The organism is Nonomuraea turkmeniaca (assembly GCF_005889735.1).
In the GTDB taxonomy this organism is placed as follows: domain Bacteria; phylum Actinomycetota; class Actinomycetes; order Streptosporangiales; family Streptosporangiaceae; genus Nonomuraea; species Nonomuraea turkmeniaca.
This window is the reverse complement of the sequence record NZ_VCKY01000057.1, coordinates 12,237-28,764: the sequence shown is the minus strand read 5'-3', so window position 1 is coordinate 28,764 and position 16,528 is coordinate 12,237. Positions and strand designations below refer to the sequence as shown.

The 16,528-nt window shown below is 70.5% G+C and carries 7 protein-coding genes; 3 read left to right on the top strand and 4 right to left on the bottom strand.

The window, feature by feature from the left end:
* Nucleotides 1-89: 89 nt before the first annotated feature.
* Entirely contained in the window at nucleotides 90-9,674 is a 9,585-nt protein-coding gene (locus ETD86_RS18710; RefSeq protein WP_138667443.1) for a non-ribosomal peptide synthetase, read from the top strand.
* Between the two features lie 27 nt (nucleotides 9,675-9,701).
* Here the strand turns inward: ETD86_RS18710 and ETD86_RS18705 are convergent, their stop codons facing one another.
* Nucleotides 9,702-10,184 carry a hypothetical protein gene (locus ETD86_RS18705; RefSeq protein ID WP_138667442.1) on the bottom strand — a complete coding sequence of 161 codons (483 nt, stop codon included), beginning with the start codon at nucleotides 10,182-10,184 and terminating at the stop codon, nucleotides 9,702-9,704.
* Between the two features lie 172 nt (nucleotides 10,185-10,356).
* Nucleotides 10,357-11,853 (bottom strand): tryptophan 7-halogenase, encoded by a 1,497-nt coding sequence (locus ETD86_RS18700; RefSeq protein ID WP_138667441.1) that lies wholly within the window; start codon nucleotides 11,851-11,853, stop codon nucleotides 10,357-10,359.
* Between the two features lie 143 nt (nucleotides 11,854-11,996).
* On the opposite strand from ETD86_RS18700, the gene ETD86_RS18695 reads away from it, so the two are divergent.
* Nucleotides 11,997-13,280: a cation:proton antiporter gene (locus ETD86_RS18695; protein WP_246147989.1), complete on the top strand. Its 1,284-nt coding sequence runs from the start codon at nucleotides 11,997-11,999 to the stop codon at nucleotides 13,278-13,280.
* A gap of 67 nt (nucleotides 13,281-13,347) precedes the next feature.
* Here ETD86_RS18695 and ETD86_RS18690 read toward each other — a convergent pair whose 3' ends face one another.
* Both ETD86_RS18690 and ETD86_RS18685 read right to left on the bottom strand, forming a co-directional pair.
* Nucleotides 13,348-14,295 carry a TauD/TfdA family dioxygenase gene (locus tag ETD86_RS18690; RefSeq protein WP_138667439.1) on the bottom strand — a complete coding sequence of 316 codons (948 nt, stop codon included), beginning with the start codon at nucleotides 14,293-14,295 and terminating at the stop codon, nucleotides 13,348-13,350.
* A gap of 75 nt (nucleotides 14,296-14,370) precedes the next feature.
* Nucleotides 14,371-14,583, bottom strand: a complete 213-nt coding sequence (locus tag ETD86_RS18685) for an MbtH family protein (protein WP_281286930.1) — start codon at nucleotides 14,581-14,583, stop codon at nucleotides 14,371-14,373.
* Between the two features lie 352 nt (nucleotides 14,584-14,935).
* Here ETD86_RS18685 and ETD86_RS18680 point away from each other — a divergent pair, with 352 nt between their 5' ends.
* Nucleotides 14,936-16,528, top strand: coding sequence for an MBL fold metallo-hydrolase (locus ETD86_RS18680; RefSeq protein WP_138667437.1), 1,593 nt, complete (start codon nucleotides 14,936-14,938; stop codon nucleotides 16,526-16,528).

Here is a 16,528-nt window from a genome sequence, read left to right as displayed (position 1 = left end):
CTGAGCGAGCCGTATTATTAATTTTTCCTGGGCGAGGAACGGCCCGTGCCAATTTTGTCGGCGTTTTCCAAGAAGAGGGCTGAGGGCCGATGACCGTCGCAAATGCCGTGCCATGGGAATTGACGTCCGCTCAGCTGGGTGTCTGGTACGCCCAGCATGTCGCACCCGACGACAGGGTCTACAACATCGCCGAATACCTGGAGATCGACGGTGATGTGGATCTGCCCCTGTTCGTGCGCGCCCTTCGGCACGCGCTGTCGGGCGTCGATGCCTATCGACTCCGGTTCTGCCTGATGGATGGGGAGCCGCGGCAGTATGTCGACGCCACCGCCGACGTTCCCGTGCAGGTCATCGACGTCAGCGACCAGGCCGACCCGCGGGCGGCGGCGGAGCGATGGATGCGCGCCGAAACGGGCCGCCCCGTCGATCTGACGGGCGGCCCTTTGTTCGCGTGCGCGGTGATCACTCTGAGCGAGGGCCGGGTGTTGTGGTATCACCGCGCGCATCACCTGATCATTGACGGTCACGGTGGTGCGCTGGTCGCCTCCCGCGTGGCCGACACGTATGCCGCGCTGCTGGCGGGCCGCGAGCCCGAAGCGGATGAGCCGGAGCCGTCCTCGGTGCTCGTCGAGGCGGAACGCGCCTACCGCGACTCGCCGGACTTCACGCGGGACCGGGAGTTCTGGTTCGGGGCGCTGGCCGGCTTGGAGGAGCGGCCCGAGCGCGGCAGGTGGCCCGCCGGGACGCCGACCCGTGACACCGGTCATCTGGACCTCGACGGCGCCGCCCGGCTCAGGGCCGCGGCGCGGCGCCTGAAGACCAGCTTCGCCGGACTCGTCATCGCGGCCGCCGCCGTCTATCAGCACCGGATGACTGGAGCACGGGAGGTCGTCCTGGGCGTCCCCGTCCTCGGCCGGCACGGGCGCCGGGAATTACGCATCCCCGGTATGACGGCGAATGTCATGCCGATACGGGTGGAGATCGCGCCCGGGATGTCGATCGCGGAGGTCGTCCAGCGGACCGCCAGGGCCATCGGGCACGGCCTGCGGCACCAGCGTTACCGCTACGAGCGGCTGGGGCGGGAGCTGGGGCCCGTCGGTGACACCGCGCTGTGCGACCTGAACGTCAACGTCCTGGGCTACCGCTACCCGGTGCGGTTCGGCACGGCCACCGCGACAGTGCACAACCTTTCCCACGGGCCGACGGAGAACCAGCAGATCAATGTCTACGATCGGTCGGCCGATGCCGGGGTCCAGATAGACGTCGACGTCAACCGCGACCGGCACGAGCCGCGCACGTCGGGCGACATCCTGCGGCGCTTCCTGCGGGTTCTGGACTGGATGGCGGCAGCGGGGCCGGAGGACCAGATCGGCCGGGTCCGCCTCTTCGGCGAGGAGGAGCGGCCGGCTCTCCGCGGTCCGGAGCGGCAGCTGCCGGCCCTGACGGCTGCCGATCTGTTCCACGCCCAGGCCGACCGGACGCCGGACGCGCCGGCCCTGATCTCTGACGAGGAACTGGTCACGTACGCGGAACTGGACGCGCGGGCCAACCGGCTGGCGCGTTACCTGACCGGGCTGGGCGTGGATCGTGAGTCCGTGGTCGCGGTCGTCATGAACCGCGGTGTGGAGCTCGCCACGACCCTGCTGGCCGTCGTGAAGGCCGGGGCCGCGTACCTGCCGATCGACCCCAGGCAGCCGCTGGAGCGGATCTCGTACATGCTGGCCGACAGCGGCGCGGTGGCGCTGCTCAGCGTCGACGACGTCCTTGACGACCTGCCCCTGCGGGGTGTGCTCCCGATCGCGCTCGACTCCCCCGTGGTCCGGGCCACGATCGAGGCGCAGCCCGCGGAACGGCCGTCGCGGCCGCCCGAGCTCACGGGACTGGCATATGTGATCTTCACTTCCGGGTCGAGCGGCCGGCCGAAGGGCGTGGCCCTCACACATTCCTGGGTGGCCGGGCTGGTCGCCACGCAGGCCGAGCGGCTCGGGGCCGGTCCGGGCAGCCGGGTGCTGCAGTTCGCCTCGATCGGGTTCGACGCGGCGACCTGGGAGATGTTGATGGCGCTGGGCACCGGGGCGGCGCTCGTCGTTGCCCCGGCTGATGAGCTGCTGCCCGGACGCGGCCTGGCCGGTGTCGTGGCGCGGCACGACGTGACGCACGCGACCCTCCCTCCCGCCGTCCTGGCCGCCCTCGATCCCGCGGACGTCGCGTCGGTGCGGACCGTGGTCTCGGCGGGGGAGGCGCTGACGCCGGACCTGGTGGACCGGTGGGCGCGGGAGCGCGACTTGATCAACGCCTATGGCCCGACCGAGACGACCGTCTGCGCCACCATGTCCGGCCCGCTGCGCCCCGGTGACACGCCCGGCATCGGGACGGCCAACATCAACACCCGCGTCTTCGTCCTCGACGACTGCCTCGAGCCGGTGCCCGCCGGAGTGCCGGGCGAGCTGTACGTCGCCGGCCCGAGCCTGGCACGGGGGTACATCGGCAACCCCGCGCTGACCGGCGAACGGTTCGTCGCGAGTCCCCACGGCACCGGCGAGCGGATGTACCGGACGGGCGATCGGGTCCGGTGGACGCCGGAGGCCGGGCTGGTCTACGTGGGGCGGGCGGACGGGCAGCTGAAGATCCGTGGCTTCCGGATCGAGCCCGGCGAGATCGAGGCGGCGCTGAGTGCCCATACCGGCGTCGCGCAAGCCGTCGTCGTCGCCCGTGAAGCCGAATCGGGAGATCGGCAACTCGTGGCGTACGTGGTCGCGGCCGGCGAGGTCGCGCCCGACCGTGACCTGTCCGGCCGGCTGCGTACCTTTCTGGCCGAGCGTCTGCCTGAGCACATGGTGCCGGCGGCGATCGTGGTGCTGCCGGAGTTCCCGCTGACGCACAGCGGCAAGATCGATCGGCGGGCGCTGCCGGCTCCCGAGCGGACCGCCGGGACGGGCCGGACGGCGACGCCGGGAGAGGAGATCCTCTGCGGGATCTTCGCCGACGTGCTGGGCATCGACGCGGTCGGACCCGATGACGGCTTCTTCGAGCTCGGCGGCCACTCGCTCCTGGCCACACGGTTGATCGCGCGGATCCGCGCGGTGCTCGGCGCCCACCTGGAGATGCGGGACCTGTTCAACGCCCCTACTCCTGCCGGGCTGGCGGCGCACCTGCTGTCGCCCGGGACCGCGACCGCCCGCGTCCGGCCCGCGCTCGTGGCGGGGGAACGCCCGGAGCGGGTGCCCCTGTCCTTCGCGCAACAGCGACTCTGGTTCCTGGAACGGCTCGAGGGCCGTGGCACGACCTACAACGCGCCCATCGTGCTGCGCCTCACCGGGAGACTCGACCGCGGGGCGCTGGCCCTCGCGTTCCGGGACGTGCTCGACCGGCATGAGGCGCTGAGGACCATGTTCCCGTTCGAGGACGGGCAGCCGTACCAACACGTCCGCGACGTCGCGGAGATGGACTGGGAACCACGGCTGGAGCCGCTCGAACCAGAGAAACTGGACGAAGCCGTGGCGGCGGCCGGCGCGTACGCGTTCGACCTCCAGGCCGAGCCGCCCATCCGATCCTGGCTGTTCGCGCTCAGCGCCGACGAGCACGTGCTGGTCGTGGTGCTCCATCACATCACCGGAGACGGGTGGTCGATGGGCCCGCTGGCGCGGGACCTCTCGGAGGCGTACGCGGCCCGGGCCCGGGGAGGCACACCTGCTTGGGAGCCGCTCGCCGTCCAGTACGCCGACTACACCTTGTGGCAGCGCGAACTGCTCGGCGCCGCGGACGATCCGACGGGCCTGATGGCCACCCAGGTCGCCTACTGGCGGGATGCGCTGGCCGGTGCTCCCGAGGAGCTCAGTCTCCCCTTCGACCGTCCGCGCCGCGCGGTCGCCGGCCATCGGGGCCACGAGGTCGCCTTCGACGTGCCCGCCGGTCTGCACGAGCGGATCATCCGGCTGGCGCGGGCCGAGGGCGCGACCCCGTTCATGGTGCTGCAGGCCGCGCTCGCCGTGACCCTGTCCAGGCTCGGCGCCGGCACCGACATCCCCATCGGCTCCACCGTTGCCGGCCGCACCGACGAGGCGCTGGACGACCTGGTGGGGTGCTTCATCAACACCCTGGTGATCCGCACCGACCTGACCGGCGACCCCCGGTTCGCGGACCTCCTCGCCCGGGTCAGGGACGTCACGCTGGGCGCCGTCGCCAACCAGGATGTCCCGTTCGAGCGCCTGGTGGAGGAGCTCGCTCCGACCCGGTCGATGTCCCGCAACCCGCTGTTCCAGGTCCTGCTCAGCATGCCGAACGCCGACGCGCGGCTCGAACTGCCCGGGCTCGCCGTCGAACTGGTGCCGATGCCGCGGCCGGGGGCGAAGTTCGACCTCGACGTCATCGTGAGCGAGACCTTCGACGAGGAGGCCTGTCCGGCGGGGCTGACCGGCTCGGTCACCGCCTCCGCGGACCTGTTCGATCCAGGCTCGGTCCGCAGGCTCACCGATCGCTGGTTGCGGGTGCTGCGGGCGGTGACCGAGTCGGCGGAGATCCGGCTGAGCGAAGTGGATCTCATGGACGGCGGCGAGCGCGCCCGGGTCCTGGTCGAGTGGAACGACACCGCGACGCAGCCGCCGGGCGCGACGGTGGCCGAACTGTTCTGGGCGCAGGCAGGCCGGACGCCGGACGCCGTGGCGGTGGTCAGCGGAGGAACGCCCGTATCGTACGCGGAGCTGCGGACGAGGGCCGACGGGGTGGCGCGGCACCTGCTGGCATCGGGGATCGGGCCGGAGTCTGTGGTGGGGCTCTGCCTGCCGTCCGGCCCCGAGATGATCGCGGCCATCCTGGGCGTCTGGCGCGCCGGTGCGGCCTACCTGCCGATCGACGCCAAGCAGCCGGTAGAGCGGACGGCGTACATGCTGGCCGACAGCCGGGTGGCGCTGCTCATCGCCTCAGGCGACCTCGTGGACGGCCTCTCGGCCGCACGGGTGCCGATCGTCTCGGTGGACGACCTGTCCGCACCGGTCGCCTCAGGTGCGGGGACCGCGCCACATCTCGCCGGGCTGGCGTACGTCATCTACACCTCCGGCTCGACGGGGCGGCCCAAGGGCGTCGCCGTGACACATGGCGGCCTGGCCAATTACGTGGCGTCGGTGCCGGATCGCCTCGGCTTCGGCGGGGCGGGGGCCCGATACGCGCTGCTTCAGCCGCAGGTGACCGACCTGGGGAACACGATGGTGTTCGGCTCGCTGGCCACCGGCGGGGAGCTGCACATCCTGGACTCCGACACCGTGCTCGACCCGGTGGCGGTCTCCGCCTACCTCGCCGAACACCGGATCGATCACCTCAAGGCCGTCCCCTCGCACCTGGCGGCGCTCTCGGCCGAGGCCGGGCCCGACGGCGTGCTGCCGGCCCGCTCGCTGGTGCTGGGCGGTGAGGCGGCCGCGCCGGACTGGGTCCGTGAGCTGCTGGAGTCGGCCGGGGACCGGGAGGTGCACAACCACTACGGTCCCACCGAGACCACCATCGGAGTGACGACCACCCGGCTGGTCGCCGCCGACGCCGAGGCCGGGCGGGTCCCGATCGGCACGCCCATCGGCGGCGCGCGGGTCTACGTCCTCGACGAATACCTGCAGCCGGTGCCCGCGGGGGTGACCGGTGAGCTCTACGTGGCGGGCGCCCCCTTGGCCCGCGGGTACGTGAACCGGCCCGCCCTCACCGGCGAGCGATTCGTGGCGTGCCCGTTCGGCTCCGGCGAGCGCATGTACCGGACCGGAGACCGGGCCAGGTGGGGCGCCGACGGACGGCTGCTGTTCGCGGGCAGGGCGGACGACCAGGTGAAGATCCGGGGGTTCCGGATCGAGCCCGCCGAGGTCGACGCCGCCCTCGCCGCGCATCCCGAAGTGGGCCGGTCAGCCGTCGTCGTCCGGCGGGACGCGCCTGGCGGCCGGCCGGACGAGCCCGGGGAGCCGCGGCTGGTCGCGTACGTCGTCCCCGGCACGCCGGCCGGCGCGGACGGGCTCGCCGAACGCGTGCGGGAGGACCTGGCGCGCCGGCTCCCCGACCACATGATCCCCTCCGCGATCGTCGTTCTCGCCGAACTGCCGCTGACCGGGAACGGAAAGCTCGACCGCAAGGCCCTGCCGGCGCCCGACCACGCCGCCGGCGCGGGCCGGGGCAGCCGCGGACCGGCGAGCGCGCAGGAGGAGATCATCTGCGCGGCGTTCGCCCGGGTGCTCGGGCTGGACGCCGTCGGGCCGGAGGAGAACTTCTTCGCGCTCGGCGGGAACTCGCTGATGGCGGTGAGCCTGGTGGCGGATCTGCGGGCGCGCGGGGTGCCGGTCCCGGTGCGCGCGCTGTTCATGACCCCGACGCCGGCGGGACTGGCCGCGGTCACCGGGCCGGAGCAGGTGGCGGTGCCGGAGAACCGGATCCCCGAGGGCGCGACCGAGATCACCCCCGACATGCTGCCGCTCGTGGAACTCGACGAGGCCGAGATCGCGCGGGTCGTGGCCCACGTCCCCGGTGGCGCCGCCAACGTCGCGGACGTGTACCCGCTGTCGCCCCTGCAGGAGGGCATGCTCTTCCATTCCCTGACACGGGCCGAGGGCGGCACCGATGTCTATCAGAGGTTCACGGTGCTGGAGTTCGACTCGCAGGAGCGGTTGGACGGGTTCCTCGGCGCGTTGCAGTGGGTGGTGGACCGTCACGACATCTACCGCACCGCGTTCGTCTCGGATGGGCTGCGCGAGCCGGTCCAAGTGGTCTGGCGCCGGGCCGAGGTGCCGATCGAGCAGGTCGTCCACGACCCGGGCCTGGACGCGGTGGAGCAGTTGGCGGCCTCGGGCGGATCGTGGCTGGCCCTGGACCGCGCGCCGCTGCTGAGCATCCACGTCCTCGCCGAGCCGGGCCGCGAGCGGCGGCTCGCCCTGCTGCGCTTCCACCACATGGTGTGGGATCACACGACGGTCGGGGTGCTGCTGGAGGAGGTTCGCGCATTCCTGTCGGGGCAGGGCCACCGGCTTCCTGAGCCGCGGCCGTTCCGGAACATGGTGGCGCAGGCCCGTCTGGGCACGGCTCGCGAAGAGCACGAGCGATACTTCGCCGACCTGCTGGGCGACGTCACGGAGCCGACCGCCCCGTTCGGACTGCTGGACGTGCACGGCGACGGCAGCGCGGTGGCACGCGTGGAAGAGCCGGTCGACGGCCCGCTGGCCGGGCGGATCCGCGACGTGGCCCGGACGCTCGGAGTGAGTCCGGCCGAGGTCTTTCATCTCGCGTGGGCAAGGGTGCTCGCGGCGGTGTCGGGGCGCGACGACGTCGTGTTCGGCACGGTGCTGATCGGCCGGATGAACGCCGGCGCCGGCGCGGACCGGGTGCCTGGCCTGTTCCTCAACACCCTGCCCATGCGGGTACGCGTCGGCGCGGACAGCGTGGCCGAAGCGCTGGCGGGCCTGCGCAGTCAGCTGGCCGAGCTGCTCGAGCACGAGCACGCGCCCCTGACGCTGGCCCAGAAGGCGAGCGCCGTGCCCGCGGGCGGCCCGCTGTTCACCTCGATCATCAACTACCTGCAGGGCCTGCCCGCCCAGAAGACCAACGTCATTCTCGACGGTGTCAAGGTGCTCTCCACCATGGAGCGCACGAACTATCCGGTGACGCTGATCATCCAGGACACCGGGTCCGAGTTCGTGGTGATCGTCAACGCGCTGACCCAGGCCGACCCCGCCAGGGTGTACACGCTGCTGCGCACCTGCCTGGACAACCTGACCGCCGCCTTGGCCGACACCCCGGACAGCCCGTTCACCACCGTGGACGTGCTCGACGCGGCCGGGCGCCGCCGGATCCTCGAGGAGTGGAACCGTACGGACCTGGCGCCGGAAGCTCCGACGGTGCCTGAGCTGTTCGCCGCACAGGCGGCGCGCACACCCACCGCCGTCGCCCTGGTCTGCGGAGACGTCGAGATCAGCTACCAGGAGCTGGAAGAACGCGCCAATCGTCTGGCCCACTATCTGCGCGGGATCGGCGTCGGACCCGAATCCGTGGTGGCGTTGTGCCTGCCGCGTGGCAGGGAGATGGTGACCGCGATCCTCGGCGTGTGGAAGGCCGGCGCGGCCTACCTCCCGCTGGATCCCGCCTATCCCGCGGCCCGAATCTCCTACATGCTCGCCGACAGCCGCGCCATGGTGCTGGTCGGCGCCGCCGACGTGCTGCACGACCTCCCGGAGACGGAGCTGGTCCGCACGGTCACGATGGACGCGGCGATGTCGGAGACGCAGCCCGCGACGGCTCCGGAGATCGCGGCGGAGCCCGGCCGGCTGGCATACGTGATCTACACGTCCGGGTCCACCGGGCGGCCGAAGGGCGTCGCCATCACGCACGCGAACCTGGCCAGCTACGTGGCCCACGTGCCGCGGCGGGTGGGCTTCGGCGGCGGTGGCGGACGCTACGCGTTGTTGCAGCCGGTCGTGACCGACCTCGGGAACACCGTGGTGTTCGCCAGCCTGGCCACCGGCGGCGAGTTGCACGTGCTGGACGCCGGGGATGTGGTCGACCCCATCGCGGTCGCCGGATACCTGGCCCGGCATCGGATCGACTACGTGAAGATGGTCCCCGCCCATCTGGCGGCGCTGGGCGCCGCGGGCGACCTGAAGTGGCTGCTCCCGGGGAGCGCCCTGGTGCTGGGCGGCGAGGCGGCCGCGCCCGGCTGGGTCGGGCGGCTGCTCGGGGCGGCCGGAGACCTGCCGGTGTTCAATCACTACGGTCCGACGGAGACCACCATCGGGGTCGTGACGGGACGGCTCGACGCCGAGGCCGTCGCCGGCGGGACGGTGCCGATCGGCACGCCCGTGGGCAACACGGCGGTGTACGTGCTCGACGACGCGCTGCGGCCGGTGCCGGCCGGCGCGCCGGGTGAGCTGTACGTGGCCGGGGCACAGGTGGCCCGCGGCTACGTGGGGCGTCCCGGCCTGACGGCGGAGCGTTTCCTGGCCTGCCCGTTCGAGCGCGGGGTGCGGATGTATCGCACCGGGGACCGCGCGCGCTGGGACGGCGGCGGACGCCTGGAGTTTCTCGGGCGGGCCGACGAGCAGGTCAAGATCCGCGGGTTCCGGGTGGAGCCCGGAGAGGTCCAGGCGGTGCTCGCGGGCCATCCCGCCGTGGCGCAGGCCGCGGTGATCGTCAGGGAGGACACGCCGGGCGACAAGCGCCTGGTCGCCTATCTCGTCCCAGCCGATCAGGGCGCTGACGGGGCCGCGCTGACCGAGGTGATCCGGCGGTTCGCCGGGGGGAACCTGCCGCCGCACCTGGTGCCGGCCGCGTTCGTGACCCTCGACGCCTTGCCGTTGACCGGGAACGGGAAACTCGACCGCGGCGCCTTGCCGGAGCCGGACCGCGCCGCGGCCGCCGGCACCGGTCCCCGACCGGCCGACAAGCGGGAGGAGGCGCTGTGCGGCGCGTTCGCCGAGATCCTCGGTCTGCCCGCGGTCGGCGTCGAGGACAACTTCTTCGACCTCGGCGGGCATTCACTGCTCGCGATCCGTCTGGCCAGCCGGGTGCGGGTCATGCTGGGCGTGGAGCTGCCGATCCAGGAACTGTTCGACAGGCCCACGCCCGCCGCCCTCGCGGCCTGGCTCGCCGACCGCGCCGAGCGGGAGAGCGTGGCCAGACCCCGGTTGCGGCCGATGCGGTCACCCCAGGCATCCCGCTGACTCCGGGGCGGTGCCCGCGGCGGACGGCTATCCGAACTTCGGCGCGGGGAACTGCTCGTTGCACTTCTGGAAGGCCGTCGCCAGCTGCTCCTGAGTGACCCCCGGATCCTGGTCGAGGACGACGTCGATGCTCCCCGGCGCCGGGTCCTTGGCCTTGACCCCCTGCTTGCGCAGGCACTCCGCCGTGTTCAGGGCCCACGTCTCCTGTTCGGGGGACAGCTTTCCCTCCACGTGGGTGGCCGGCGCGAACCGCGCGCAAACCGCCTCGGCCGCCCGATACTTCACGTCGGTGGGGTTGAAAGTGCGGTTGATCTCGGGAGCCGGCTCGTTGGGGTCGGGGACGGGGATGTCGAAGTTATATTTCTTCATGCACGCGGAATATTGCTGGATCTTTTTGAGGTCCTCCTGCGACATCGCCGGCGGACCCTCTTCGCTGGCTCCGCCGCCGCATCCGGTCAGTGTGATCGTCGCAGCGGCGAATACCGCGGCCACCAGTCCGAATTTCTTCATGTCATCAGCATGACCGCCCCGGGGTTTCCGCACGGTGAGCGCTGATGTTAACCAACCCCTTATGCGCGCGATATCGCCGGACGGGCATTCCCTCGCACGCACGACAAAAGGCCCTCGGCCGCGACACCGTGTCGCGGCCGAGGGCCTCCTTCTCGAGTGCGCTGGAACCGCGTCAATCGCCCTGCGGGGCCGTCCACAGCAGGCCGTCCTCGGACGGCACGAGCCCGCCGGTGAAGATCGGCGCGTCGGCGCCGGCGTCCCCGCCGAGCAGTGCCCGGGTCTGTTCCTGCGACCCCTGCTGCATCGCCTGGCTGACGACCGACGACTTGAACAGCGGCGTCATGCTGCGCTCGTTGTCGCGGACGAGTTCGTCGACCGCGTCGGCGAACTCCGCGGATCGTTTCTTCAGCCGCAGGGCGGCCGACTCGGCGTCGCGCAGGTCGAACTCCGCGGACGATATTCCGGCGACCAGCTCGACGAACGACTCCAGCTCGTCATGGGTGCTCTTGGTGACCTTCTTCGCCGACCAGAAGTAGGAGCTCTCGTCGACGTGCATGTCGTAGAAGGACATCAGGAACTCGTAGAAGACGCTGTACTCGCGGCGGTACCGGGTCTCGAACTCGGTGAACGCCGCCTCCTCCGCCACCGTGCCGGCCAGCACGCTGTTGATGGACCGGGCGGCGAGCAGGGCGCTGTAGGTGGCCAGGTGCACGCCCGAGGAGAAGACCGGGTCGACGAAGCACGCGGCGTCGCCGATGAGCACCATCCCCGGCTTCCAGAACCTGGTGTTGTTGTACGAGTAGTCCTTGCGTACCCGCAGCTTGCCGTACTCGCCGGTGGTGACCCGGGTCGCGTTCGACAGGTAGTCCTTGATCAGCGGGCACTCGTCGATGAGCTTCATCAGGGCGGTCTCGGGATCGCCCTGGACCTTCTCGGCGTCCTCCCGCCGCACGACCGCGCCCACGCTGGTGAGCGTGTCGCTCAGCGGGATGTACCAGAACCATCCGCTCCCGAACGCGGCCGACAGGATGTTGCCCGAGTTGGGGGCCGGGAGCCGCTTGCCGCCCTCGAAGTAGCCGAACAGCGCGAGGCTGCGGAAGAACTCGGAGTATTCGCGGGTGCCGCCGACCTGCTTGTACAGGCGGCTGGTGTTGCCCGAGGCGTCGACGACATACCGGGCGAGCACCTGGCGCTCGTTTCCCGCGGCGTCGGCATGGGTGACGCCGCGTACTGCGCCGCCGTCCTCGACGACCCCGGTGACCGTGCACTGCTCGCGAACTTCCACACCCTTGCGGCGGGCGTTGTCGAGCAGAATCTTGTCGAACTTCATCCGCTCGACCTGATAGGCGTACGACGTGCTGCCGGCCGTTTTCTGGGAGATCGAGAACGAGAACGTCCAAGGCTCGGGCTTGACCCCCCACCGGAACGACCCGCCGCGCTTCACCGTGAATCCGGCCTTGGCCAGCTCCTCGTCCGCGCCGGTGAGATGGCAGATGCCGTGCACCGTCGACGGTAACAGCGACTCGCCGATCTGGTAGCGCGGGAACGACTCCTTCTCCAGGATCAGGACGCGATGGCCCCGCATCGCCACGAGCGTCGCCAGGGTCGAGCCGCCGGGCCCGCCTCCCACGACGACGACGTCGAATTCCTCGTGATTGCCGGTACTCATTCCCAGCCGCCTTTCGAATCACTCGCAGACGAAAAACAATGCACTGCGGCTCCCGCTGTCCGCCGCCTTGTGGCTCAATATTCGCGGAGGTTTCGCAGATGCCAGTCGTTGCGCCCGTGCCGCCCATTCCCGCCCATCAATTATTGGTCTTTCTGCTGCAAATCGCGACGCTGCTCATGCTCGCGTTCCTGCTCGGCCGGCTCGCCAAACGCCTCGGGATGCCCGTCATCGTCGGCGAGTTGTGCGCGGGCGTGTTGCTCGGGCCTTCGATCCTGCAGCAGATCGCGCCCGGAGTCAGCGATTGGCTCCTGCCCCGGGACGCCGGGCAGTTCCACCTGCTCGACGCGGTGGGGCAGGTGGGCGTGCTGCTGCTGGTCGCGCTCACCGGCGCGCACATGGACCTGTCCCTGGTGCGGCGGCGTGGCTCGGCGGCGGTCCGGATCAGCGTCGCCGGGATCGCCGTCCCGCTGGCCCTGGGCGTGGGCCTCGGCCTGCTGCTGCCCGGCTCGCTGCTCCCCGGCACGGCCGACCGGGGCACCTTCGCCCTGTTCATGGGCGTCGCCATGGGGGTCAGTGCCATTCCGGTCATCGCCAAGACCCTGATGGACCTGCGGCTCCTGCACCGCAACATCGGGCAGCTCATCCTGTGCGCGGTCGTGGTCGACGACATCATCGGCTGGATGCTGCTCTCGGTGGTCGCGGCGATGGCGACGAGCGGGGTCCACGCCGGCGACATCGCGTTGTCGATCGGCAGGCTGGCGGTCGTTCTCGCCGCGACGGCGCTGCTGCGACCCGTCGTCGCGGTCCTGCTGCGGGCCGCCGCGCGGGCCGAGGGCGGCGGGCCGACCGTCGCCGTCGTCGTGCTGCTGGCCCTGCTGGCCTCGGCCGCCACCCATGCGCTCGGCCTGGAGGCGGTGTTCGGCGCCTTCATGGCCGGAATCGTGATCAGCCGTAGCGGCGCGCTGGACCGCGTGGCGCTCGCCCCGCTCCAGACCTTCGTGGCCGCGGTGCTCGCCCCCGTCTACTTCGCCACGGCCGGACTCCGGATGGACCTGACCGCGCTCGCCGATCCGGTCGTGCTGCTCACCGGGCTCGGCGTGCTCGCCATCGCCATCCTCGGCAAGTTCGCCGGGGCGTACGCGGGGGCGCGGCTCAGCAGGCTCAGCCACTGGGAGGGGCTCGCGCTCGGCGCGGGGATGAACGCCCGCGGCGTCATCGAGGTGATCATCGCGATGGTGGGACTGCGGCTCGGCGTGCTCGGGCCCGAGATGTTCACGATCATCATCCTGGTGGCGATCGTCACCTCGCTGATGGCGCCCCCGATCCTGCGGTTCGCGATGTCCAAGGTCGAGCACACCGCCGAGGAGCGGTTACGGGGACAGACCTTCGGGCTGGCCGGCGACGCCCCCCGGCCGCTCCAGGAGTGACGACGGCATGCCGAAGCGGTGTTCAAGTGCGGAACCGCCGCACTCGAACACCGCTGAGCGGCGCGCCTCAGCCGTGGGACATCGCCACCAGGACCCGGCGGGTCCCCTCGAACGGGCGCCGGCCGTGTGCGACCAGCACGTTGTCGATGAGCAGCACGTCGCCGGTCCGCCAGTCGACGTCGACGGCGCACTCCAGCCCCCGGTTGAGGATCTGCTCGACGTAGGCGTCCGGGATCGCGGTGCCGTCGGCGAACGTCACGTACTGCGGGAACTCCTCCGGGGAGAGGATTTCGTACAGGTCGGCCGAGGTCTGGTCGCCGAGCCCGGCCGGATGCCACTGGTCCGCCTGGTTGAACCAGACCTCGGTCCCGGTGACCGGATGCCTGACGGTCGCGGCGCGCAGCTGGATGACCCGCAGGCCGTCCGGACCCCACTCCCACTCGGCCTGCGAATCCTTGAGAAACTCCTCGACCGCCGCACGGTCGCCGGTCTCGAAGGTGTCCTGCCAGCTCTTTCCGAAGCCGTAGCCGTCGTGAAGGTTCTGCACGTAGCGGATGCCGCCGGAGAACGCCTCGCGGACCTCCGCGTCGAGCGAGCTGAGCCACAGCTCACCGTCCAGCACCGGGGTCGCGCCGCCCTGCTCCGCCGCCTTCTCGCAGTAGAAGGCGAGCCGTGCCGGCCAGCGGTGCGCGTAGCTGAGCTCGTTGTGCATGGAGATGGTGTACTGCTGCGGGTATTCGGTCGACGTGTAGAGGTTGCCGCGCACCTTGGTCCGCGGCGAGTTGCCGTGCACGTACGGCAGCCGGCTCGGCACCAGCCGGTCGAGCACCGGCTCGATGGCCTCGGGACTGACGCGGAAGTCCCGGAAGACGAGCGCCATGCGTTCGGTGAGCAGGTCGGTCAGCTTGTCGGGGCCGAGCTCGTCGAGCCAGCCCACGAGGTCTGGCGTGCCGGCCGTGTCACTGGTGATCTCGTAGGGCCGCCAGGTGTCCCGGCCTGCCTCGACGGTTTCCATCGCGTCCTCCATTGGTTAGGCCGACGGCCCGGAAGGGGCCGCCGGCCTAGAAGAATGTCGCGGGTGCAGTCGCTGTCACTTTTCTTTCATGGCTTCGATCAGGCTCTTGGGCCGCATGTCGGTCCATGACTTCTCGATGTATTCGAGGCACTCGTCCCGCGATGCTTCGCCGAATACGGTCTTCCAGCCGTCCGGCACATCGATGAAGACGGGCCAGAGCGAATGCTGATTTTCATCGTTGACCAGAACCAGATAGCTTGCGTCGGGATCCTCGAACGGGTTTGGCACCGGACTGCCCTCACTTGTTCGGCGATAAAGAGATGTCATAGACAGACGGCAACCGAGGTGCTAATAGCACCGCAGCATCGGAGCGAATCCACCTTGGCACAGCGGCTATGGCCTATCAAGCCTTCCGATCCGCCGCCGGCGCGCGCCGGCCGCGGCCGCGGCTCAACCGTGTGAACGCTCCACTTGAACACCTCCGCCGCGTCGGCGTTGACGTGCCGCCGCGCTTTGTGGTGCTTTTGTGAAACACGCATGTGGCGGGCATATCGAGCATGCCCCGGCGCGGTCCGCGGACCAACTCGAACGACCGGTACAGCAGTAATGCGGCAGGGTAATTCCGAATGGGAGAGATCAGATGCCCGACACCCAGGATCGCGTTTTTCTCCGCTCTAATGCGATCGTCGAACCGCTGGTCGACAGATTTTACGCCTGGATGCACATCGTTTCACCGGCGCAGGCCTCCATGAACCTGGCGAACGTGCAGGTGCCCCTGCTGGAGTCGTATCTCCAGTCCCCGCAGGTGCACGTCAACGCCAGCAACAACCCAGCTCTGCGCGGCGGCTACTTCGTCAATGTCGAGGAGTCCCGTGCCGACGAGATCCGCGAGCTGCTGGACGGCATCAAGCGCGACCGCGCGGCCATGCTGGCCTTCGCCACCGCCGTGGCCGAGGCGGACGACCTGCTGCGCCAGAACGCGACGGGGTTCGACCTGACGCCGCTGTACCCGAAGTTGCCGGCGGCGCTGAACGGGCTGGTGGAGCTGGCCTACGACACCAGCAACCAGGCCTCGGTGCACTTCATCGAGCCGCTGCTCTACCACAGCCCGATGTTCGAAAAGGGACGCCAGTCGGTCCAGCTGTCACTGGAGGACGGCGTGGAGCGGCCGTTCATCCTCAGCACCCCGAGGCTGCCGAAGCCCGACGTGCTGGAGCTGCCGATCCCCTTCGACCACCCGGGCCTGGACGAGCTGTTCAAGGCGCGGATCAAGGGCACGACAGCGGCCCGGCTGCGCGAGGCGCTCGGGCTGGACGGCGCCCAGGCGGCGCTGCTGGACCGGCTGCTCGCCCCGGAGCCCAGCCTCTCGCCGGACCGGCACATCGACAGCGGCGGGCGGATCCGCTACTTCGGGCACGCGTGCCTGGTGCTGCAGACCCCCGAGGCCGCCGTCGTGGTGGATCCGTTCATCAGCGCGGACAACCGGCACGGCGACCGCTACACCCTCGACGACCTGCCCGACCACATCGACCTGGTGCTGATAACGCACGGGCACCAGGACCACATCGTGCTGGAGACCCTGCTGCAGCTTCGCGCGCGCACCGGCGCGGTCGTCGTGCCCCGCTCCTCGCGAGGCAACATCTGCGACCCGTCGATCGGCCTCTACCTCAGGTCCATGGGCTTCAACGTGATCGACGTGGACGACTTCGACGAGATTCCGCTGCCGGGCGACAACCGGGTCATCGCGACTCCGTTCCTCGGCGAGCACTCCGACTTGGACATCCGCTCCAAGTCGACGTACGTGGTGAAGCTGGCCGGCAAGTCGGTGTTCGTCGGCGCGGACTCCTCCGGCATCGACCCGGTGCTGTACAAGTACATCCGCGGACACCTGGGTGACGTCGACATCGCCTTCCTGGGCATGGAGTGCGACGGCGCCCCGCTCACGTGGCTCTACCAGGGTCTGCTGACCCGGCCGGTGACCAAGAAGATGAGCGATTCGCGCAAGCTCTCCGGGTCGAACGCCGAGCAGGCCGCGGCGATCATGACCGAGCTCGGCTCCGGCGAGGCCTACGTGTACGCCATGGGCGAGGAGAGCTGGCAGGGGCACGTCATGGCGACCACGTACACACCGGACACGTACCAGATCAAACAGATCGAAGAGTTCCTCACGTGGTGCAAGGAGCACGACATCGCGGCCGAGCACCTGTTCAACAAGCGCGAGTGGCGCTGGTAG

Coding starts and splice junctions, on each gene's coding strand:
- ETD86_RS18710 (WP_138667443.1), top strand. CDS start 90: ATGACCGTCGCAAATGCCGTGCCATGGGAATTGACGTCCGCTCAGCTG.
- ETD86_RS18705 (WP_138667442.1), bottom strand. CDS start 10,184: ATGAAGAAATTCGGACTGGTGGCCGCGGTATTCGCCGCTGCGACGATC.
- ETD86_RS18700 (WP_138667441.1), bottom strand. CDS start 11,853: ATGAGTACCGGCAATCACGAGGAATTCGACGTCGTCGTCGTGGGAGGC.
- ETD86_RS18690 (WP_138667439.1), bottom strand. CDS start 14,295: ATGGAAACCGTCGAGGCAGGCCGGGACACCTGGCGGCCCTACGAGATC.
- ETD86_RS18680 (WP_138667437.1), top strand. CDS start 14,936: ATGCCCGACACCCAGGATCGCGTTTTTCTCCGCTCTAATGCGATCGTC.